The 21,391-nt window shown below is 61.8% G+C and carries 14 protein-coding genes and 2 pseudogenes; 1 reads left to right on the top strand and 15 read right to left on the bottom strand.

Going from position 1 to position 21,391, the window contains the following annotated elements; genetic code table 11:
* The first annotated feature begins 17 nt into the window (after positions 1-17).
* Entirely contained in the window at positions 18-965 is a 948-nt protein-coding gene (locus QNO18_RS01415; protein ID WP_283176229.1) for a glycosyltransferase family 2 protein, read from the top strand.
* A gap of 363 nt (positions 966-1,328) precedes the next feature.
* Here QNO18_RS01415 and QNO18_RS01410 read toward each other — a convergent pair whose 3' ends face one another.
* From QNO18_RS01410 to QNO18_RS01340, 15 genes and pseudogenes are all read right to left on the bottom strand, one after another.
* A complete protein-coding gene (locus QNO18_RS01410) occupies positions 1,329-2,138 on the bottom strand; it encodes a hypothetical protein (RefSeq protein WP_283176228.1) in 810 nt (269 codons plus the stop codon).
* A 350-nt stretch (positions 2,139-2,488) separates the two neighbouring features.
* Positions 2,489-3,703 (bottom strand): glycosyltransferase family 4 protein, encoded by a 1,215-nt coding sequence (locus QNO18_RS01405; RefSeq protein WP_283176227.1) that lies wholly within the window; start codon positions 3,701-3,703, stop codon positions 2,489-2,491.
* Positions 3,700-5,607 (bottom strand): FkbM family methyltransferase, encoded by a 1,908-nt coding sequence (locus QNO18_RS01400; RefSeq protein ID WP_283176226.1) that lies wholly within the window; start codon positions 5,605-5,607, stop codon positions 3,700-3,702. The genes QNO18_RS01405 and QNO18_RS01400 overlap by 4 nt, the downstream gene beginning before the upstream one ends.
* A 43-nt stretch (positions 5,608-5,650) precedes the next feature.
* Complete coding sequence (locus tag QNO18_RS01395) at positions 5,651-6,769, bottom strand: DegT/DnrJ/EryC1/StrS aminotransferase family protein (RefSeq protein ID WP_283176225.1); 1,119 nt, start codon at positions 6,767-6,769, stop codon at positions 5,651-5,653.
* Between the two features lie 13 nt (positions 6,770-6,782).
* Positions 6,783-7,688 carry a DapH/DapD/GlmU-related protein gene (locus tag QNO18_RS01390; protein WP_283176224.1) on the bottom strand — a complete coding sequence of 302 codons (906 nt, stop codon included), beginning with the start codon at positions 7,686-7,688 and terminating at the stop codon, positions 6,783-6,785.
* Between the two features lies 1 nt (position 7,689).
* Positions 7,690-8,661 carry a Gfo/Idh/MocA family oxidoreductase gene (locus QNO18_RS01385; RefSeq protein WP_283176223.1) on the bottom strand — a complete coding sequence of 324 codons (972 nt, stop codon included), beginning with the start codon at positions 8,659-8,661 and terminating at the stop codon, positions 7,690-7,692.
* 10 nt (positions 8,662-8,671) lie between these two features.
* Positions 8,672-9,979, bottom strand: a complete 1,308-nt coding sequence (locus QNO18_RS01380) for a nucleotide sugar dehydrogenase (protein WP_283176222.1) — start codon at positions 9,977-9,979, stop codon at positions 8,672-8,674.
* 364 nt (positions 9,980-10,343) lie between these two features.
* A complete protein-coding gene (locus QNO18_RS01375; RefSeq protein WP_283176221.1) occupies positions 10,344-13,679 on the bottom strand; it encodes a M10 family metallopeptidase C-terminal domain-containing protein in 3,336 nt (1,111 codons plus the stop codon).
* A gap of 27 nt (positions 13,680-13,706) precedes the next feature.
* Positions 13,707-14,324 carry a hypothetical protein gene (locus QNO18_RS01370; RefSeq protein WP_283176220.1) on the bottom strand — a complete coding sequence of 206 codons (618 nt, stop codon included), beginning with the start codon at positions 14,322-14,324 and terminating at the stop codon, positions 13,707-13,709.
* A 44-nt stretch (positions 14,325-14,368) separates the two neighbouring features.
* Complete coding sequence (locus QNO18_RS01365; RefSeq protein ID WP_283176219.1) at positions 14,369-14,923, bottom strand: hypothetical protein; 555 nt, start codon at positions 14,921-14,923, stop codon at positions 14,369-14,371.
* Positions 14,924-15,028: 105 nt separating this feature from the next.
* Positions 15,029-16,072, bottom strand: coding sequence for an endonuclease/exonuclease/phosphatase family protein (locus tag QNO18_RS01360; protein ID WP_283178718.1), 1,044 nt, complete (start codon positions 16,070-16,072; stop codon positions 15,029-15,031).
* A gap of 41 nt (positions 16,073-16,113) precedes the next feature.
* A complete protein-coding gene (locus tag QNO18_RS01355) occupies positions 16,114-16,827 on the bottom strand; it encodes a molecular chaperone DjiA (RefSeq protein ID WP_283176218.1) in 714 nt (237 codons plus the stop codon).
* A gap of 100 nt (positions 16,828-16,927) precedes the next feature.
* Positions 16,928-17,359: a GNAT family N-acetyltransferase gene (locus QNO18_RS01350; RefSeq protein ID WP_283176217.1), complete on the bottom strand. Its 432-nt coding sequence runs from the start codon at positions 17,357-17,359 to the stop codon at positions 16,928-16,930.
* Positions 17,360-17,457: 98 nt separating this feature from the next.
* Positions 17,458-19,024 (bottom strand): annotated as a pseudogene (locus QNO18_RS01345) (Ppx/GppA family phosphatase).
* Positions 19,025-19,111: 87 nt separating this feature from the next.
* Positions 19,112-21,321: pseudogene (locus QNO18_RS01340) on the bottom strand (RNA degradosome polyphosphate kinase).
* Positions 21,322-21,391 lie beyond the last annotated feature (70 nt).

The following is a 21,391-nucleotide window of genomic DNA, read 5'->3' as shown; positions in this document are numbered from 1 at the left end:
AGTTGGACATAGCACCGATGACGAAGGCAGCCCAGCACGCCTCTTTCGAAGATGAGCCATTGCTTACGATACTCATGCCGGTGCGCAATGAGGCCGCCTTTCTGAAATCCTGTCTCGCATCCATAGAGCCCCCATCGGGCCTGAAATGTGAGATTGTGCTGGTCGATGACGGCTCCGAGGATGAGAGCGCGGCGATAGCGGCTGATTTCGCAGCCGGGTCGGCCATTCCGATGCAGGTGATCCGCAATGGCCGCCGGGGGAAGGCGGCGGCGCTCAATCAGGCATTTCTCGCCGCAAGGGGGGACGCCTTTATTTTCTTTGCCGGCGATGACCTGCTTGTCGGCAGCGCCCTGCCGGCGCGTCTGGCGGCCGTGACAGCCAGCATGACAGAGGGATCTCCCTCTGTGGCTCAATGTCGCTACCGCAGCTTTTCCGACACACATCCCGGGCTGGCGGGTATCCTCTTTCCGCGCCCGGGAATGGAGGATCACATCGCGGGCGGCGCGATCAGTTTCAACCGCGCCTTCGCCGGACGCTACTTCCCTATCCCCGAACAGCTGCCGAACGAGGACAGCTGGCTGCGGGCATTGGCGATAGCGCTGGATTTGCAGGTGGTTCCGCTGGATTGCCTCGGGCTGCATTACCGCATTCATGCCGGAAATTCCGTGGGTCCGCTGCGCAGCTTTGCCGAAGCCGACCGCAATCTGCGCGAGAGGAATGCCGCCTATGCGCTCGCTCTGGAACGCTTTGACCGCGAGATCACCGCGTCCGGGCGACACCGGCTTGAGGCCATCATCCGCGCAGAAGAGCTCCGCAGCCGCGGAAGGTGGCTGTCGGTTCTTTTCGTCGGCGGGCTGAGCCGGATCGACAGGGCAATGATGCTGGCCAATTCCACATCCTGGCTTTACGCATTCAAGACACACCTGCTGCCAAAGCTGCGCCACTGGATCCGCCGCAGGGCCTGATGATGTGCGCGGGGCCCGCCGCTACCGGCTGGCGGGCCGGGCCTCTGCCAGTAAAGCCGCCATATCCTCGGGCAGTTTTCGCGTGCTCGCCGGGCGACTGAACGCGTCCGAGACTTCGCGTGCATGCCGCTCGGGTAAGGGTCGATAATCCCTGAGAAACACTTTAATCGCGTCGGGGGGGTTGTTTGCCCAGAACACCCGCCCGACACCTTTGACCATCTGACCGGTCGCGCCGGCACCGTGTTCGCCATCGGTCAGGATCGCACAGCCAGCCCATAAGCCATGTAATCGAACAGTTTCGTCGGCGTGTCGAATCCGTTGTCATGGACGAAAACGACCGCGCAATCCGCGCCGGAAGTGATTTCAAGCGTTTCGCGGCAGGGGCGGGTGCCGCAGTATTTCAATGGTTCCGTCGGGCAAGGACGCGGCCTCAGGTGCGGAAGGGTTGCCGACATGGCAGAATTTATGCCCCAGCCTGTGCAGTTCGCTGATCAGAGGAACCGGGCTTCGGCCGGGACAGAGCCTGCCCGCATTCACGAAATTCAACAGGCCATCGGTTTCACTGAGGCGCGGACGGCGCAGGGGCAGGCTGCAGTCATCAAAGCCATTCATCACTGCCGCGACCGGAACATCCTCGCGGCCCCCGACCATCAGCGCGCAGTCATCATTCATGACCGTCACCAGATCAGCCTGAAGATTGTAGGCCTTTTCGCTATAGCGCGCCCATAGCCGGGCCTCGGGCTTATACCCCATGCGCGGAGTGTTGGCGAAGGGGGCGCGATGATCGGGGAGCACCCGTGCCGACCATTTGCGCTTTGCAAAGGCCGCGAAATCGAAAACACTAAACGGATTGCCGGAGATGATCACCACGCCAAACTGATCTTCGGCCTGGCTGAACCAGGTCTTCGGCCCGATGCGCCAGCAATTCGCAAGGGTCGTGGTACTCTTCACCACATTCTTCTCGGTTACCAGAAAGATCTGGCCCCAGGTGTGCAGGCTTCCGGCGTCGGCAGCGGCCAGAATGCCATTATACCAGGGCACAGAGGCCCGGGAAAAAGCCTTATCGGCCGCCTCGTCGGGAAGAATGAGTACAGGGGCACTGCCATAGACCGGAAAGTCGCGCTGCGTGATCCGCTGGTGTGCCTGTTCAAAGCTGACCGCATAGGCCAGCACACCTAAGCGCCGTGCCAAACAATCCCAACTCGCGCAGAGGGTCGTCGGAGGCGCAGACGAGGATCCCTGTCGGCCCACATTTCCCGGCAAGCCAGCAAAGCACCGGCTGCCACTCGGCCAGCCTTCCGTCACGGATGAAGCTATCCATCTCGAAGCGTTCGGACGGCAGCCGGATACTGCCTGTCGCAGAGCTCAGCCTGGGCCTGCGGCGCAGGATCTGCGCTGCACTGTCGAATGGCAGGTCTCTGGTATCTGTATGTTCCACCAGAAAAAAGAGCTGCCCGACACCGGCGTCTGACGTGGTCGCCCGGGCCGTATCAGGGGATGACTAGGTCATGCTCATCTTTGCATTATTCCCTGAGCAATGCGATTTCACGGCGGATAGTGGCATCCAGGCCGCATTGCCTGCGAACACGCTCCGCGCCGGCAGCGCCAATTCTGCCGATCCGCTGCCTGTCATGCGCCAGATCCCAGATCGCATCCGCATAGCTGCGCACATCGTCCGGGCGCACCAGAACAGCGGCTCCCTGACCGGCAAATTCCGGAATACCTGTGACATCGTTTGAGATACAGGCCATGCCCCTGGCCATCGCCTCTCCGAGGCTCACGCCCTGGGTGTCATGCCGCGTCGGGCAAAGCGCAATATCGTGGCTCGCGTAAAGCGCCTTCATTTCTTCGCGGCTGCTGTATTGCTCCTGCAAGGTGACATTGCTCATGCCGCGAAGGAATTCGGTATTCTCGGCGTAAAGTGGACCAAAGCCACGAATGGTGAAGCTGAGGCGCTCGAATCCAGGGCGATCAGCCAGAAGCTTTACGGCCCGGGTCGCAATGTCGCCGGCATAATTGCGCTGCTTGAACGGGCGCAGGAGCAGGATCCTGCCGCTGCCGCGCTGGGCGGCCGGTACGAAACTGTAATAATCCCCATCGATGAAATTGTGGATCACGGAGGAGCGCGTGGGCAGACTGCCGACATCGCGACCGGCGATGCCACGCAGGTAATCTGATACGAAGATCACCCGTATATCGGGATTGGCGAAGGTCGCGCGCGCCGCCTCCCAGCGTTGCCGGTTGGTCAGATCAAGGCTTGCGCGCCGCGTCTCACGTTCCTCGGTGGTGAAGTTGTAAGACAGCCGGCGGATATCGCGCAGCTCAAAACCGTGGAACCAGTAGACCAGCCGCTTGCCATCAATATGCTGCGGCAGCAGCTGCTGCGTCTGGGGCGATGGTGAATGAACCAGGACAGTGCCCCTGACCGTGCCCAGCCTGCGGGCGAGCGCTTCTGCCTCATGAGCGGGGATCCGGAAAACCGGAACCGTTCCGGTCGGATCCTGCTGCAGGTCGCGGTTGCGCGCGTTCAACTCTATCACACATCCCAGCAGCCCCGCTTCGGCATAGGCATCGACACGGGTCCGGATAAATTCTCCGCCATAAGCGCCATCGCCTGCGGGATAGGCGTTAACCAGCACGATGAAATCCGCTTTCGCCAGCGCTTCGCCAAGTGCGGCCGACTGCTGCTTCGCGGAGGACAGCGCAAGATCCGGCGCTAGTGCCTCGGAGGCTGTCATGGCGAAAACAGACGCGGTGGCCGGGACCACGCTGCCCGGCAGACCGGCCGCAGAGGGCTGCTGTGCGATCGGGTTGCGCAGCGTCGGCGGGCGCGGCTTTGCCCTGTGGCGCAACCAGTTGCCGAATTTGCGGCGCAGCCCGCGGGGGCAAGAGTGTCCGAGAGCGCGCGCATGACACGTGTGTCGTGAAATCTGAGCACCCCTTCTGCGAAAGCGCTGCCGCCCGTGGCCGGTGCGGGTTTTTCGCTGCCGAGACCAAGACGCTTGCGCAGAACAAGCCTGAAGTGGCGCCGCAGCGATGCGCGTTCCGAGAGTGCCTTGCGGGTTGAAGCCAGGGCTTTCTGGGAACCGACAAGCGCCGTCTGCCGGGTTTCCAGGTCTTTGCGGGCACCGTTAAGCTCTTTGCGGGTTATGGCATGTGCGGCCTGAAGCTCCAGCTCCATGCGGCGCTTCAGGCCGAGTGCAACATTTTCGCGCTTCACGGCATAGGCGCGGGCCGCGCTGAGGTCTTCAGCGGCTTGCGCCTGCACCGCTGTCAGACGGTCTTCGATCTTGCGCAGCGCGTCACGCTGGGCCTCGCTTTTCTTTGCCAGGATGTCGATTTCGGCCTGCGCGTCATCACGCTCCTGCCGGAAAGCATCCGCTTGCGCCCGCGCCGCATCGCGCTCGGATCCGAGCGCAGAGAGGCGGGACTGGGCAGCTGCATAAGCCGCCTCGGCGGTCTCCAGCTTTCTGTGAAGGGCGTTCTGCCGCTCCAGCGCGACGATGCCCTCTGCCAGGGCCGCATTGCGCTCCGCCGCTGCCGCATTGCGCTCGGCAAGGGCAGCGCTGCGTTCCGTCAACGCAATGGTACGCTCTGCGTCGAGTTTCTGCTCGGTCGCAAGCTTCGCCGCCTCGGCGATCTGCAGCAGTTGCCGCGTCTCGCCTGCCTCTTTCGCCGCCACTTTCAGCTGGTCCGCCAGCTTGCCGGAGTCCTGCGCAAGGCTGGCAATTTTCAGGTCGCGCTCGCTTGCAATTTTGCCAAGCGAAACGATCTCCTGCTCCACCTTCGCGATCTTCGCATCTTTTTGCTTCGCGGCTTCGGTGGCCTCATTCATACGCAGGCCGAGATTGTAATACTTTTTGCTGGCCGCGTCGAGTGAGCCCCGCGTTTCCGTGTAGCGCTCGTTCAGCCTGTAAATCTCGCCAGTCTTTTCAGTTACAACCTCACGCGAATAGGCGGACAGGCTGGTCTGCTCCGCCGGAATGAAGAGATGAGTCGGCGTGGCGTTGAATTGCGAATGCACGAGGTATTCCATGTCGAGAAGCAGCGCCGATACTTCACGGAACTGCGCCTCATTCTGACATTCGGCATAGATAACCGGCCGGTCACGGGCAATCAGCTTCCTCGCGCCGCGCAAAACCGGGATCTCGAACCCTTCGACATCAATCTTCAGCATACGCACTGGCGCGGGCTTTTTCAGTGAGTCGAGCGGGATCACCGAGATCGTGCCGGCCCCCATCTCAATGCTCTGACCGCCGAGATTTTCGGGAATTTCCTTTACGAAATGTGCATTGCCGCGCCGGTCGCCGACACCGACATTTTTAACAGTAATCAGCTCGGAGAGGTTGTTCAGCCTGGCGCTTTGGCTGATGGCCTCTGCCAGATGGGTATTCGGTTCGAATGCCACAACATGGCAGCCAACCCGGCTCGCCAGATACAGCGTGTGATTGCCGACATTCGCGCCGATGTCGAAGACAATATCTCCGGGATGCAGCCTTGTTGCCATATCCCGGAGCATTTCCAGCTCATATGGGGTTGCGTTCTGGCGTACAAACTTCTGTACGTAGTCCAGTTCATGATCCGGCAAGTAATGCTTATAAGTCGTATCACCGTCCGAGATGGTGAAGACATCATCTGCCATCCGTATCCCCTTTCCCATTCCCTGCCGGACCGCCGGCGCCAGATTATGACGCCTCGCGAAGCGCGTTAATGACGCGATCCTGATCAGCTTCGGTCAGATAGGGATGCATGGGAAGGCTGAAAACGCGGCCGGCAAGGCTTTCGGCGACCGGCAGGCCTTTTGGGTCTTTCGGAAAATCCTGATAGGCCGTCTGGGTGTGCAGAGGGCGGGGATAGTAAACCATGCCGGGAATGCCGGCCGCTTTGAGTGCAGCAAGCGCCGCATCGCGTTCGGCTGTGTCTTTTGCCAGCAGCGTATATTGGGCCCAGACCGAGACCATGCCCTCTGGCACCACCGGAACCGCAAAGTGATTGGCCAGCGCATTGCTATAGCGCTGCGCCACCCGCTGCCGGCTTTCGATTTCATCCTTATAGATCGCCAGCTTTTCCAGCAGAATGGCGGCCTGCAATGTGTCGAGTCGCGAGTTCAGGCCGATGCGCACATTGTCATATTTGTCGCTGCCTTTGCCATGAACCCGGAGCGAGTCGAGCAGCTTCGCGAGGTCATCGTCATTGGTGAACACCGCGCCACCATCGCCATAGCAGCCCAGCGGTTTCGCCGGGAAGAAAGAGGTGGTCGCGATGGTCCCGATGGAGCCGGTACGGCGCCCCTTATAAAGACCGCCATACCCCTGGGCGCTGTCGGCCACGATCCAGAGGCCCTCGCGTTCGGCAATCGCCTCGATCCCGTCGTAATCGGCGGGCAGGCCGAAAAGGTCGACCGGGATAATGCCGGCGGGGCGCAGACCCTGACGTTTTGCTTCGGCTATGGCGCGCTCAAGGCTGGCCGGGTCAATATTGAAGCTCGTCTCCAGCACATCGACAAAGACTGGCTTCGCCCCGAAAAGCGGCACGATCTCGGCGGTGGCGGCGAAGGTGAATGTCGGGCAGAAGACCGCGTCCCCGGCCGAAGCCCCGAGCGCCATCAGGGCCAGTTGCAGCGCATCGGTGCCATTGGCGCAGCCAAGTGCGTGTCTGACCCCCGAAAAGGCGGCGAGCTGCGACTCCAGTTCTTTCACTTCCGGGCCCATAATATAGCCGCCATGTGCCAGCACAGCCTGGATCCGGCTGTCGATCCTGTCCTTGATCCGTGCCTGCTGCGCGGCGAGGTCGATGAACTGCATGGTGAGCCCCTGTCTATCTGTAATCGCGAATGAGTTTCAGCCAGTTGTCATGCGGCATGGCGAAATTTCCGGTGACCCTGGTGCCGTCTTCGACATCGCGGGTGACCACAGCGCCAAGGCTGATTGTTGCTTTGCGGCCGATGCGCAGGCCGTTGGATATGGTGCAGTTCGGCCCAAGATAGGCTTCATCGCCGATTTCGACCCGGCCCGAAATATCGCAACAGGCGCAGATCGTCACCCGCTCGCCGATGACACAGTCATGCGCGATATAGGTCTGGGCGTCGATCTTGGTTTCGGTCCCGATGTGGTTAAAGCCGCCAAAAGTCGACCGCGCGATGGTGCAGCCGGGCAGGAGGCTTACATTGTCGCCGATCCTGACGCCGCCCGCCTGGCGCAAAAGCGCTTTCGGGCTGACGCCCGCCTTTTGCTCAAAGGCCTCCATCCCGATCACCACGGTCGCGCCGATCTGGCAGTTTGCGCCGATCAGGCTGCGCTCCAGAATGACGGCATTCGGGCCGATGACTGTTCCTGCGCCGATCCGCACATTCTTCGGCGCGACGAAGGCTCCGGGCATGATGATGGCGGTCGGGTCGATTTCGCTGGAAAAATCGGTCCAGAGAAAGCCAGGCAGATCGCAGAGATATTCATGCACAGCCATCGCGGTGGCAACGGGCTGATCCGAGAGGATAACCCCGGCGGCCTCCGGCACGGAAGCGGCGAGATCTTCCGGCACGACATAGGCTGCGATGCCGCTTGCGCGGGCCGCATCTGCCAGATGGACGGCTTTGCCGGCGGGCACCAGCCGGGCGTCGAGCCGCGTCGGCACTTTGCCGACACAGGCGATTTCGCCGTCACGCCAGAGAGTAAGCCCCAGATCCGCAGCGATGCGCGAAAGCCTGATGCGATTGCCGGTAAACATCTCAGTGACCGGCTTTGATCGCTTGCGAGGCGCGCTCCAGCACGTCGATCACTGCAAGGCCTTCCGCCCCGTCGGTGCGAGCGGCACGGCCCTGCGCGATAGCTGCGACAAATTCGCGGCATTCATCCTTCAGCGGCTCGCCCTTCGGCACCGCGACATATTCTGCCGGCACCGATTCAGGGATCGGCACCGGGCCGCTGGTGTCGATCCGGTGGCGGTAGAGGGCAAGTTTGCGGTCCCAGTCGGGCTGGCTGTCCTCAAACACCGCCATGCCGGTGCTGCCAACGACCACCAGGCGCTGTTCCTTGAACGGATGGCTCCAGGATGTGAAGACATGCGCCCGCAGCCCATCGCCGAAACCGATCTGACAGGTGGCCATATCAGCAATTCCGGGGCTGACGAAGGCCGCCGCCTGGGCCGATACCTGCGCGACCGGCCGGTTCGCCAGCGCGAGGATCATCGAGATGTCATGCGGCGCAAAGGACCAGAGCACATCCTCTTCGACGCGGAACTTCCCCAGGGAAAGCCGGTTCGAATAGATATAGCGCAGCTCACCCAGATCACCTGAATGGACGCGTTCGCGCAGCGCCACGAAGATCGGGTGGTATTGCAGAAGGTGACCCACCATAAGCACGCGGTCAGCCTGCTCTGCCGCTGCGATCATCTGCCGGCATTCCGCAGCCGTCAGGGCCATCGGCTTTTCAACATAGACATGCTTACCGGCCGCCAGCGCCCTTGCGGCAAGGCCGGCATGGGTTTCAGCCGGGGTGGCAAAGGAAAGGCCGTGGATTTCCGGATCAGCCAGAACCTCGTCAAGCGTTCTCGCGGGCACGCCGTGCTGGGCCGAGATCGCCGTTGCCGTGGCCGGGTGGTCATCGACGATTGCGCCGAGCGCGCCGATTTCGGCGAAATTCCGGGCAAGGTTCTTGCCCCAGTAGCCGCAGCCGATCTGCGCTATTTTCACATCCGACATCGATGTCCCCTTACGCCCGGCTGATATTCTCGGCGACCTGACCACGATATTTGCCCCTGGTATCAATCAGAAGGCGCGCATTGTCGCGGATCATCTCATAATCAAAATCGCTGTGATCGGTCAGCAGGACAACCGCGTCATATGATGCGATCACCTCCGGGCTCAGCGACACAGATTTCAGGTCGAACTGATGCTCCCGCATCCTGGGGAAGACAGGCACATTGCTGTCGGAGTAATCGACCAGAGCCCCCCATTCGCGCAGCCGTTCCATCACGAAAACCGAAGGGCTCTCACGCATGTCGTCCACGTCGCGCTTATAGGCGATCCCGAGCGCCAGCACCTTTGCCCCTGCCAGCGATTTCTGCCGCGCGTTCAGCGCCGAAACCAGCCGCGAGATGACATAGTCGGGCATCGCAGCATTGATTTCGCCGGCCAGCTCGATGAAACGGGTATGCAGCCCGTATTCCCGCGCCTTCCAGGTCAGGTAGAAAGGGTCGATCGGGATGCAGTGACCGCCGATGCCGGGGCCGGGATAGAAGGGGGTGAAGCCGAAGGGTTTGGTCGCCGCCGCGTCGACGACCTCGAAAATATCGAGCCCCATTCGTTCGGCGACGATCTTCATCTCATTGGCAAGGCCGATATTGACCGAGCGGTGGATATTCTCCAGCAGCTTGACCATCTCAGCGGCGCGGGTCGAGCTGACCGGCACGACGCGGTCAATGAAGGCGCTGTAAAGGACACTGCCGACATCAAGACAGGCCTGTGTATGGCCGCCGACCACTTTCGGAATGGTCCGGGTGTGGAAGTTGGGATTGCCGGGATCTTCGCGCTCGGGCGAATAGACCAGGAAGAAATCACGACCCGGGGTCAGGCCGGCATCGGTGACATAGGGCAGCAGAACTTCGTCGGTGGTGCCGGGCCAGGTGGTGCTTTCGAGTGAGAGAAGCTGGCCCGCCCGCAGATACGGCGCGATGCTGTCCATCGTGGCTGTCACAAAGCTCAGATCCGGCTCGCGGAATTTGTTGAGCGGGGTCGGGACACAGATGATCAGCGCATCGCATTCCGCGGCGCGGGAAAAGTCACCTGTCGCTTCGAAGCCGCTGTTGCGCATGGCGGCAATCGCCTGATGCGGGATATGCTTTATCGGGCTCTGGCCGCTGTTCAGCTGCTCAATCCGCTCGGCTGAAACATCAAGACCCAATACCGGAAAGCCGACTTCATTGATGCGCTGCGCGAGCGGGATCCCGACATAGCCGAGGCCGAGGATGCCGATTTTCGCCCGATGGTTCGCGATACTATCTACTAGGTTCTGGATCATTAAACTCTACCTGTCGGTGGCCCTGCTACCAGCACACCCGGCCCAATTCCGTAAGATCCGGAGCGGCTGCGCAGGAGCAGTGTGGAGCCAAAAAGCTGCCTTTCCGGCCATTATACTCTCTGCGCTGTCTCCGCCACCCTGGGGATCTTGACCTGAGCAAAGCTTTGCTGGTGGTCCCGACATTTTCGCAACAACGATGTCGCGCAATGCTCCGACGCTGCACCTGCCGCCCGGGGCAATGCGCGGTGTTGAATGTGGTAAGTGCCCGGTTTTGTCAGGCGGTGCTGTCGGAAGGTGTTCGGGTTTGCCGGGCCCCGATGGTCGGGCTGGAAATGTGACCATCGGGGCGCGCTCTGTCTGTGGATCAGATGATCAGGAAGTTACCGGCAGTAAGGGCAGTGTTTGCCGTCACGGTTGCGATCAGCACCATTTCACCCGCGCCAGATCCATCCGCATCGTAAAAGATCGCGCCGGAGCTCTGACTGTAGACGATGCGATGGGCCGCAGTCGTGGCTGCCGTTCCAACCGCAAAGCGCGACGCGTCCAGTGTACCGACACTCAGGCTGGAATAGACCGCGTCATCGAGCCGGATCATATCCTCGGCCGGGTTGAAATCGGCGATTCGGTCGGCATTTGCGGCGCCTGGTGCAGAGAGAAACAGAAAGACATCACGCCCGGCGCCGCCATAGAGCCAGTCGACCCCGTCACCGCCATAAAGCCAGTCATTGCCATCGCCGCCGTAAAGCGTGTCATTGCCATCGCGGCCATAGAGCACGTCATTGCCGCCCGCGCCCTGGATCACATTGCCCGATGCATCGCCCAGCAGCGTGTCATTGAAGGCAGATCCGATCAGATCCTCGATTTCGAAGAAACGGTCGCCGGCGGCGATGCCGGTATTGGTCCCGGGCGCTTGCAGATCCACCCGCACCCCGGCTGTCGCATCGCCATACAGCACGCGGTCGCGACCCGCGCCGCCATAGAGCCAATCCGCCCCCTCGCCGCCGTAAAACCAGTCATCGCCATCGCCGCCGTAAAGCGTGTCATTGCCGTCGCGGCCATAGATCACGTCATTGCCGCCCGCGCCCTGGATCATATTGCCGGATGCATCGCCCAGCAGCGTGTCGTTGAAGGCCGATCCGATCAGATCCTCGATTTCGAAAAAACGGTCGCCGGCGGCGATGCCGGTATTGTTCCCGGGCGCTTGCAGATCGACCCGCAATCCGGCTGTCGCATCGCCATAAAGCACGCGGTCGCGCCCGGCACCGCCATAGAGCCAGTCAGCTCCGATCCCACCATAAAGCCAGTCATCGCCATCGCCGCCGTAAAGCGTGTCATTGCCATCGCGGCCATAGATCACGTCGACGCCGCCCGCGCCCTGGATCATATTGCCCGATGCATCGCCCAGCAGCGTGTCGTTGAAGGCAGATCCGATGAGATCCTCGATTTCGAAAAAACGGTCGCCGGCGGCGATGCCGGTATTGGTCCCGGGCGCTTGCAGATCCACCCGCAATCCGGCTGTCGCATCGGCATACAGCACGCGGTCGCGCCCGGCACCGCCATAGAGCCAGTCACCCCCTGCTCCACCATAAAGCCAGTCATCGCCATCGCCGCCGTAAAGCGTGTCATTGCCGTCGCGGCCATAGATCACGTCGACGCCGCCCGCGCCCTGGATCACATTGCCCGATGCATCACCCAGCAGCGTGTCGTTGAAGGCAGATCCGACCAGATCCTCGATGCTGAAATACCAATCGCCGGCCGCAGCGCCGCTGTTGCTTGTCGGGATCTGCAGATCGGCCCGCACCGCCGCAGTGGCTTCGCCGTAATGGGCGCGGTCACGGCCTGCGCCGCCGTAAAGGTGGTCAGCGCCTGCGCCGCCGTAAAGCCAGTCGTCGCCGTCACCACCGTAGAGACTGTCATTGCCGAGATCGCCGTAGAGCACATCTGTCCCACCAAGCCCGTAAATGATGTCATTCCCGGCAAGACCATTAATCGTGTCATTGCTGGCTGTGCCGGTGAGTGTGTCATTCCCCGGCGTTGGCGTGTTGGGCCCGCCGCTTCCGATAAGGGCCAGAACCTGTGCCAGGGTCAGCGTTGTGTTCGTGAACTGAAAATTCTCGACCCCGATAAAAGTGTCGACCCCCATAGAGGAGGTGATCACCACCTGGGACGCGTTGCCGGTGACAGTGATCGAGCCCGAGGCCACGCCCATCACTGCTGTATCGGTGCCCGCGCCGCCGATGACCGTATCATTTCCGGCCCCCGCATTCAGGAGATCGTTGCCCGATCCGCCGTCAAGCCGGTTGGCCGCTGCGTTGCCGATGATGGCATCATTTCCGCTGCCGCCAACAGCGTTTTCGATCACAGTGCCGCGTGCGATCACCACATTGCCGCTGCCGCCGCCAACACTTGAATATTGCAGCTCGACGAGAGAGATAAACTGGTTCTGGCCGAACACCGCGAAATTAAGCGTGTCATTTCCGCCAGTGTCATAAACGGTGAAGGCAAAGTCGTTCCCCGCATAGATCAGGGGGTCTGCCGCTGTCAGACCGCCCCACATGTTCAGCAATTGCTGGAAGTAACCGCCGACATTGCCGCCCGGCCCCCAGATCGTGTTGCCCGATTGATAGCCCAGAGATCCCGCGCCATATAGGTTCTGGATTGCGATGATATCGGCCGGCATGATCGTCGCGAGAAAGGCGTAAGCCGCCGGATCATTCGGGTTATCCGCCTGATCGAAATAAGACATGATCGTGGCCGACCAGCTGTCATTGTCGTAAAGGTTGTGAGTGCCCCAGGTTGCGTCCCCGTTATAGGGCCCGGCATGTCCGAGGCCGAGAGCATGGCCGATCTCGTGGATATAGGTCTGCAGCATATATCCGTTGAGGTTCAGAGTATCCCAGCTGTCATGGACGTTGATAAAGGAATTGATGATCGTATTGCCCGTCATATCGGACCAGGCATAGGCCCCGCTGGCATCGGCATCGTTAAAGGTCAGGTCGGCCGCCACCTGAATCGTCAGCTCATAAGACCCCGTGCGCGTGCTGTAATCCCGGGCCACAAGATAATAGGTGCCCGTGGTGGACGCGGTGAAGGTGATATACTCACCTGCCGCGGCGGAAGAGGGATCGTCGGAACTGCTGACCAGAGCACCAGTGCTGTTGCGAAGTTCCAGATAGGGATCAAGCGTGGACCCGCCGGACCGCGACAGCGAGATCATGTAGGTCTGGCCGGCGACCAGCGTAACCCGATAATAATCGTTATCGCCGACTGATCCGATGGTGCCCTGGATGATGGTATTGGTGCTGACTGCGGTGGCCGTCCCCGTGCTGCCGCCCACGTCGCTGGTTTCGGTGAAAGCCGACGGCGTCACGCCGACATTAATGAAACTGATCCCGGTCGCTGCGGCCCAGACATCCAGCGAATATTCGACAATTGCCGCCGCCAGCGGCGAGAGCATTGACGTATTATAGGTGATGGTGCGCGAGGCGCCGATGTCAAAGGCGCGCCAGGACCCGCCGTTAAAGCCCCAGTATCCGTCGGTCAGATAGCCGGAGATCTGGTCAAGTGTATAGGGCGCCGAACTGCTGTTGCCGGCGGGGGAGGCCGGCAGAGTGCCGCCGGCAGATCCGCCGGTATGACTGTCAAAGATGGATAACAGGTCTGCCGGAGTGTCGGATTGGGTTGAGCACAAAAAGCACATTCTCATCTCCGAAAAAAATGAACTGCGTCAACCCGCCGGCAAAATATCTGCGATGGCACGGCGGTAGACGTTGTTTCTCAATTGTGGCGTAAGTTTGCGATCCATGGCGGAAACGGCGAAATTTTCTGTTTCCAGTCTCGTGCCATCCGCGCCGGTCAGGCTGAGGACCAGGCTGAGATTATTATCCGTCGCAAGCAGGATCCGGATCTCGAGGGCTGGCGGCGGGCTGGCACCGGCCGCAAGGGTAAAGCCATATTGCGGATGCATGGTCTGCAGCAGGGCCAGCAGCTCTGTGCAGGCGATACGGCCTGCGTCTCCATCTGTCCGCCCCGCGATGGTGCAGTAAACCGAGGTCGTCGTGGTCATGGAATCCGCCGCCACCTTGTGCACCATATTGTCTTTGACCATGTCTGCGGTCTGGGCGGCACCTGAAAATACCGTAAGCGGGATTGCCAGTCCGAATATTCCGAATATCACGGCAAGCCTGGCGCGACCTTTCAGGGCTGACGAACGAGGGTGCAGGGCTTGATTTGATACGCAACAGGCGGGAGGCATCCGTTTGGCACCTTGCTCAACATCGGCATCGGAATGAAGCACCGGCATAGTTAATTTTTTGATGATTAATTTTTTCGGTGATTCGATCAACGGCAGAATTCTGACCGGATGGAGTGCCGCCGACAGCCGCTGGCTCAGAGCTCCGTCTCGCCGTTCGGGCCGGGCAATGGCGGCCAGGTGCGAGGCCGTGGCGTCTCCTGAGGTGTCTCCGGCGACGTCGCTTCGGGCCGGGTGCTGTCGCGCTGGCGAGGGGGCAGAGGATCCTTGCGGCGGATCAGGATATCACCGTTGTCGAGCATTACCGGCATCTCGTAATTCCTGACGTCCTTCATCAGCTGCGCCAGCTCGCGCAGCTGCGGGCCGAGCGCACCAATCTGCGCCTCAAGCTCCGGCACGATCTCGCGGACGGCGCCTTCAAGCTCGGTGATAGAGGGCTCCATCTCGCTCATCAGCCCGCGCAAAAGGAGCTTCGCCCCCTCTTCGATCAGCGAAAAGCCCTTTTCGGTTTCCGCCTCGCGCGGGCCGGTCCCGGTTTCTGCCTCGGCATGAGCCGGGCGCAGATGCGGCAAGGGCAGTGGCGCCACGGCCAGCAGGAAAAGCGCGAGACCGATGTTGCGCAGCCCGACGGCTCTCAGCCCGATACTGCGCGCCCTGTGCCGGACGAAGATGCGCCTGAAAATACTGGCCATAGCGGGTCCTTTCCTGAGGGGCGCGAACAGGGACAGGATGAGTATCGCGCGCAGCTTGCCGGTCGCGCAATTCACAACTCGCTGCGGCGGCGGGCTGCCGCCTGCTCAGAATGCCAGATCAACGGTGACAGGAAAATGATCCGAGGCCTGAAGCAGCGCCTCGCGCAGCTCCGGGAGGGCCATGATGCGGGGATCCTGGAACGGGTGCCAGATCCGCCATTCCGGCTCCGGCACCATCAGCCCCGGTGAGACCATGACGAAATCCAGCAGCGCCTCGAACCAGCGCTTTTGCGGCGCGAGGTAAAACCGCGCCGTGGTCGGGCAAAAGCCAAAGCGAGAACACAGCGCCATATCGGCATTGGGGTCAAAGAGCCGCTGCGAAGGATCGCGGTCCTGGCCCAGCACGATCTCGACCCCGCTGCGGCCAAAGAGCTTTTCAAATTCATCGAGCCCCGGGCCATCGTTGAAATCGCCCAATACGATGATGTCCTCGCCCCGCGTCAGATGTTCGGTGACGCGTTCGCGGATCCAGATACATTGCGCCAGCTGCTTGCGGCGATTCTCGATCGAGATGCGGATGCGCGAGGCCTCGTTCGTCGCACCATGCGGGTTTTTCGATTTCGCATGGACGCCGATCAGCCGCAGACTGCGCCCGTTGGGCAGGGTCAGCACCAGTTCCAGCGGCGGTTTGGCAAACCGGATGGTGTCGGGCGTATGATCGGTGTCGAGATCATAGCGGAACGTGCCGTCAAAGCGCGGCGCTTCCGTGGTCTCGCCCATGGGGCCACGCTTGCCGGTCGGCTCGCCGATCGGGTCATGATGCGCCTTCATGCGGTCTGGGTCGTAGAGAAAGGCGATTTCCTGTTCGGTTTCCGATGAAAACCCATGCACCACGCGGCGCGCCCGGAGCCCGTATTTCTGCGCGAACCATTCCAGCGCGCGCAGGGTCGACCGTTTCGACGTGGTGTCCGGCCCCTCGATGATCATGATCCCGTCGGCGTCCAGCGCGGTGAACACGAGCCCGAGCGCGCCCAGCTGCGCGCCGCGGCTGATGCCGTAGCGGGCCGAGGGCTGAAGATCCTCATAGCCGCGCCCGGAATCGTCAAAGAGCCGGTCGAACCATTCGACATTCCAGGTGGCGATGCGCAGACCCGGACGCCTGGCAGGAAGGGGGCGGCGTCTGGCATCGCTCAGGCCGCTTCGCGCCCGGAAAGTTCCTCCCAGGCGGCATTGATGGCGATAAGCCGGCGTTCGGCCAGATGCACCGCTTCGGGCGGCACGCCGCGCGCGGTCATCACATCGGGATGGGTGTCGCGGACCAGCCGTTTCCAGGCGCTGCGGGCCATGTCGATACTGGCACCATGCGGGATCCCCAGCACATCATGCGGATCACGCGGCGCGCCTTCGACCAGACGCGCGCGGACCGCGTTGAAACAGCCGTCATCCAGCCCGAATATGCCCGCGACATGGCGCAGGAAATCATCTTCGCCCGGATGGTAATTGCCATCGGCCAGCGCGATCTGAAACAGCGCCTCAAGCACATCAAGCAGCACATGGTGGTCATCGGCGCAAAGCCTGCGCGCTTCGGGGTTGAAGAGGCGCGCGATTTTGCGGGCGTAAGCGTCAAAGCCCGCGATATCCTCACGCGCGAGGTTGAAGACGCGGGCGGCATGAGCCTCTTCCCCATCGGGAACCGTGAAGATGCGGCGGAAGGCAGTGACCTCCTCGCGTGAGACCTCGCCATCCGCCTTGGCCATTTTGGCACCAAGCGCGATCACAGCGATGGTGAATCCGATGGATTTCTCGGGGCTGGTTTCGCCGCGCAGGCGTTCAAAGACCACGGAAAGTGGCTCGCCCCGGACTAGGGCGGCAAGGGCTTCGGCAATGCGGGTCCAGATTGACATGCAATCACGATATCGCGGGGAAAAGAGAATGTCCGGTCAGAATAATGCGCCATCACGACATTCTCATATCGTGGACCGACAAAGCTTACGGACCAGAGGTTTACAATTCCTTTGCCAGCAGAATCAGGTCGAGATAGCGGCCGAATTTGAACCCTGCGCCGGGGATGGTGCCGCAATGGCGGTAGCCAAGCGCCTCGTGGAATAGCCGCGCCTGGGGGTTCTCTCCCGAGACCGCCGCTACCATCAGATGCGCGCCCCGCGCTTTCGCATGGGTTTCCACCGCAGCCATCAGGGCGCGGCCCGCCCCGCGCCCGCGGGCTTTTGGGGCGAGGATCACCGTGTGTTCCATGCTGCGGGCATAGCCGGCCCCGGCGCGAAACTGGCTGTAGCTTGCAAAGCCAATGAGATCGCCACCGCTGTCACGGGCGACAAAAAAGCCGTATCCGGCAGCGCTGCGGTCGCGGATCAGGGTCGCGACCTCGGGGCGCTGCGCGGGGTCGGGGCGAAAGTGATCGCGGTATCGCGGATCCACGGCGCCCAGAGCGCGGCGATACCGGCGCTGTCTTCGGGCGCCGCCTCCAGAATGCGCAGATCTGCGGGCGGCGCGTCTGGCGCGGTTTCTGGCATCGCTCAGTCCCTGACGGCCGGGGTGATCTTTGATTTTGCCTTCAGCGCCGTGGTCAGCGAGGCAAACCGCGCCTGGGCGACTTCACCAAAGAGATCCACGCCGTCCTGGGTCAGGTCCAGCCCGAGAAGCCGCTTTTTCGGCGACCAGGTCAGGCGCCCGGCCTGGGCCGGATCATCCGCCGCAAACATCGCCCCAAAGCGCAACGCCTTGCCCAGCACCTCGGCGAGGCGCAGTTCCTCGTCATTCAGGAGCCGGAACAACGCCTCCATCCGGTTGCCGGCGCGGCTGTTCTTATAGCGATGCAAAAGTGCGAGCCCGAGGAAGACGCGGCCCGGATGGTCGAGGCCGCCCAGATTGGCGCGGGTCGCATTGTCGAAACAGGCCTCGGCGCGGTAATCGGGATGCGCGCGCCAGGTGGTGTCATGCAGGAGACAGGCGGCCTTGATCAGCCGCATCCGCTCGGCGCTTTCACTTTTGAACAGCGGCAGCAGGAACTCGTAAAGTTTCTTGCCCAGACCCGGAATGCGGGCCTGGTTGCGTTCGGTCAGCCGCGCCGCCTCGATCAGCGGATCCCGTTCGCGCAGCCGTTCGGGCATCTGCTCATACAAAAGCCCCTCGCGGATGCCATAGGCGGAAATGTCGATCTCGCGCGGCTTCAGCACCTTGATCAGTTCGCGCAGCACCTCGCAGGCGATCGGCACCAGTTCCATCCGTTCGACCGAGGTGCCGGTGCGGGCGCGCAACACCGCCAGATCCGAGGCCGCGATCCAGTCCAGCGTGTCCAGAAGGCTTTCCGGCGTCATGCGGTACTCATGCAGCACAAGCAGCGGGTAGTTCCGCCGCTCCATATCGAGGCGCGCGATCACCCGCCAGGAGCCCCCGACAAGGTAGATCCGCTCACCCTCGGATTTCAGCTGCGCCTGCACGTCTTTCAGCACGCGGTCGATATGGGCCTCGCGCTTTTTCGCCGCCCCTTCCACCTGCAAAAGCCGGAACGGGCCAAGCTGGGTCGAGACGCGCTTGCCGACCTTGCCATCGCCGATCCGCGCCAGTTCCATCGAATTGCCGCCGATATCGCAGACAAGCCCTTGGCATCGGGCCAGCCCAAAAGCACGCCCTGGGCCGAAAGCCGCGCCTCTTCGGGGCCATCTACCACATGCAGCTTCAGTCCGGTTTCGCGCAGCACATCGGCCTGGAATTCGGGCCCGTCTTTCGCCTCGCGGGTGGCGGCGGTGGCGACCACGGTCAGGGGGCCGATCTCCATCCCTTTGGCCAGAAGCGCAAAGCGTTTGAGCGCCTTCAATGCCCGGACCCGGCCCTCGGGGTTCAGATAGCCGGTTTGCACCAGACCTTTGCCAAGCCCGCACATGATTTTTTCATTGTAGAAATAGGCCGGGCTGCGGGCTGCGCCATCAAAGACCACCATCCGGACCGAGTTCGACCCACATCCACCACGCCGACCCTGGACAGCGCCCGCGCGCCATCGTCCAGAAAGAGCGGGCGGCCAAAGGGGGCCCATTCTTCCTCATGCTGTGCGGCGGCGGGGCGGGTCTGGCTGTCAGGGCTCATCGCATCTCACGGATCATCAGGTCTTCTGTTTTGCGCCTCAGCGGGGCCAGGTCAACCATCAGTCTGCCGCGGGCCCCGGATCAGGCCTCAGCCGGTGCTGGTTTTCGCGGCAGGCCCGGTTTCGTCGTCGCGTCCGCACAGGATCCGGGGCGCATCCTTGGCCCCGGCGGTGCCCCGGCCCGAAAGCGACGGGTTCTCCATGAAAAAGCGGTGGCAGTTGAAGAGGGATCCATCTGCCGCCCCCAGATCGCGACGGTAGCGGCCATCGGCGGAGAGCACCCAGCTTTGCGCCTCATCCGCAAGGTTTGCCGCCATGATCTGCGACAGGATCTGGCTTTTGACCGTCGGGTTGATCGCTTCGACAAGGGTCTCAACGCGGCGGGTGAGGTTGCGGCCCATCCAGTCGGCGGAAGAGATGAAGACCCGTGCCTTCTGCGACGGCAGGCCAGAGCCATTGCCAAAACAGACGATGCGCGAGTGTTCAAGGAAACGCCCGACGATGGATTTCACCCGGATGTTTTCCGACAGGCCTTTGACGCCGGGCCTGAGCCCGCAGATGCCGCGGATCACAAGGCTGATCTTCACGCCCGCCTGGGAGGCAGCACAAAGCGCGTCGATCACATCGGCATCGATCACCGAATTCATCTTGGCCCAGATCCGGCGGGGCGGCCAGCGCGGGCGTGATCGGCCTCGGCGGCGATCAGCTCGATCAGGCGCGGTTTCAGCGAGATCGGCGAGATCGAGAGGTTTTCCAGCCCCTGAGGCTGAACATAGCCCGAGAGGTAATTGAACACCTTGGTCGCATCGCGCCCGAGTGCCGCATCACAGGTGAAAAGCGAGAGATCGGTATAGATCTTGGCAGTGATCGGATGGTAATTGCCGGTGCCGTAATGGGTATAGGTGACCAGGCTGTCGCCCTCGCGCCGCACCACGGTCGAGATTTTTGCGTGGGTTTTCAGGTTCATGAACCCGTAAACCACATGGGCGCCTGACCGTTCCAGCCGCCTCGACTGCCGGATATTCGCGGCCTCGTCAAAACGTGCTTTCAGCTCGACCAGCGCGGTGACAGATTTGCCGGCCTCGGCCGCCTCGCACAGAGCCGAGACGATGGGGCTGTCCCAGGAGGTGCGATACAGCGTCTGTTTGATCGCCACCACATTCGGGTCGCGCGCCGCCTGTTCCAGAAAGCGGATCACCGTGTCAAAGGTCTCGTAAGGATGATGCAGCAGCATATCCTTTTGCTTGATCGCGGCGAAAATATTTCCCTCATGGTCGCGTACCCGTTCCGGCACGCGAGGGGTGAAGGGCGGCCACAAAAGTTCAGGGCGCGAATTCAGCACCAGCGCTTTCAGATCGGCGACACCGATCATGCCGCGCACTTCGATCACCTCATCCTCGTCGGCGTCGATCTCCTGCATGATCAGCTGTCGCAGTTCGGGGGGGGCGCCCGCCGACATTTTCAGCCGGATCACCTCGCCGCGGCGGCGGCGTTTCAGCGCGGTCTCGAATTCGCGGACAAGGTCTTCGGCCTCTTCCTCGACCTCGAGATCACTGTCCCTGAGCACGCGGAAGGTGCAATGCCCGCGATCCGAGAAGCCAGGGAACAGCATGTCGAGATGCAAAAGCAGCAGCTCTTCCAGCGGCAGGAACCGGTCCTGGCCCGGATTTCCCGGCAGCTGGATAAAGCGCGAGACCTGTTGCGGGATCGGAAGCAGCGCGTTCAGCCGGCGCCGGTCCGAGGTCCGTTCCAGCTCCAGCGCCAGCGAAAAGCCGGTATTGGGGATGAAGGGGAAAGGGTGCGCCGGGTCGATGGCCAGGGGCGACAGCACCGGAAATACATTCGAGAGGAAGTATTCCTCAAGGAATTTCAGATCGCGCACATTCAGCTTCGACCGGGTCAGCAGGATGATCCCGACCTCTTCCATCTCGGCGCGCAGTTTCTTGAAGGTGGTCTGTTGCACCTGCATCAGGCGCCGCGCATCGGCGCTGATCAGCTCCAGCTGTTCGGCGGGGGTGCGGCCGTCTTCGGAAAAAACGTTATTGCCGGTGCGTTTCAGCGCGCGCAGCCCCGCCACGCGGACGGTGTAGAATTCATCAAGATTGGTCGCAGAGATAGACAGAAACCGCAGCCGCTCCAGCAGCGGCACGGCTGGGTTCGCCGCCTCTTCCAGCACGCGCCAGTTGAACGCGAGCCAGCTGAGCTCGCGGTTGAAAAAGCGCTTCGGCCCATGAATCTCGTCATCCGGGAGGGTGACAATCGCGGGGGCGGTTGTTTTGAGAAAATCTGCCTGTGTCATTTCGCGGCTTATATGTCGGCGCTTCCGGGAAGGGTTGTGAAGTTTATGCAACTTATATGTAACCGAATAA

Source organism: Gemmobacter sp. 24YEA27, from assembly GCF_030052995.1.
GTDB lineage: Bacteria > Pseudomonadota > Alphaproteobacteria > Rhodobacterales > Rhodobacteraceae > Pseudogemmobacter.
Note: the sequence above shows the minus strand (reverse complement) of the source record. Positions and strands in the feature narration are given on the sequence as shown.

Bases quoted from the DNA above. Each gene is read 5' to 3' on its own strand.
- QNO18_RS01415 (WP_283176229.1), top strand. From the start codon at position 18: ATGACGAAGGCAGCCCAGCACGCCTCTTTCGAAGATGAGCCATTGCTT.
- QNO18_RS01405 (WP_283176227.1), bottom strand. From the start codon at position 3,703: ATGACAGCCTCCGAGGCACTAGCGCCGGATCTTGCGCTGTCCTCCGCG.
- QNO18_RS01400 (WP_283176226.1), bottom strand. From the start codon at position 5,607: ATGGCAGATGATGTCTTCACCATCTCGGACGGTGATACGACTTATAAG.
- QNO18_RS01395 (WP_283176225.1), bottom strand. From the start codon at position 6,769: ATGCAGTTCATCGACCTCGCCGCGCAGCAGGCACGGATCAAGGACAGG.
- QNO18_RS01390 (WP_283176224.1), bottom strand. From the start codon at position 7,688: ATGTTTACCGGCAATCGCATCAGGCTTTCGCGCATCGCTGCGGATCTG.
- QNO18_RS01385 (WP_283176223.1), bottom strand. From the start codon at position 8,661: ATGTCGGATGTGAAAATAGCGCAGATCGGCTGCGGCTACTGGGGCAAG.
- QNO18_RS01380 (WP_283176222.1), bottom strand. From the start codon at position 9,979: ATGATCCAGAACCTAGTAGATAGTATCGCGAACCATCGGGCGAAAATC.
- QNO18_RS01375 (WP_283176221.1), bottom strand. From the start codon at position 13,679: ATGTGCTTTTTGTGCTCAACCCAATCCGACACTCCGGCAGACCTGTTA.
- QNO18_RS01365 (WP_283176219.1), bottom strand. From the start codon at position 14,923: ATGGCCAGTATTTTCAGGCGCATCTTCGTCCGGCACAGGGCGCGCAGT.
- QNO18_RS01355 (WP_283176218.1), bottom strand. From the start codon at position 16,827: ATGTCAATCTGGACCCGCATTGCCGAAGCCCTTGCCGCCCTAGTCCGG.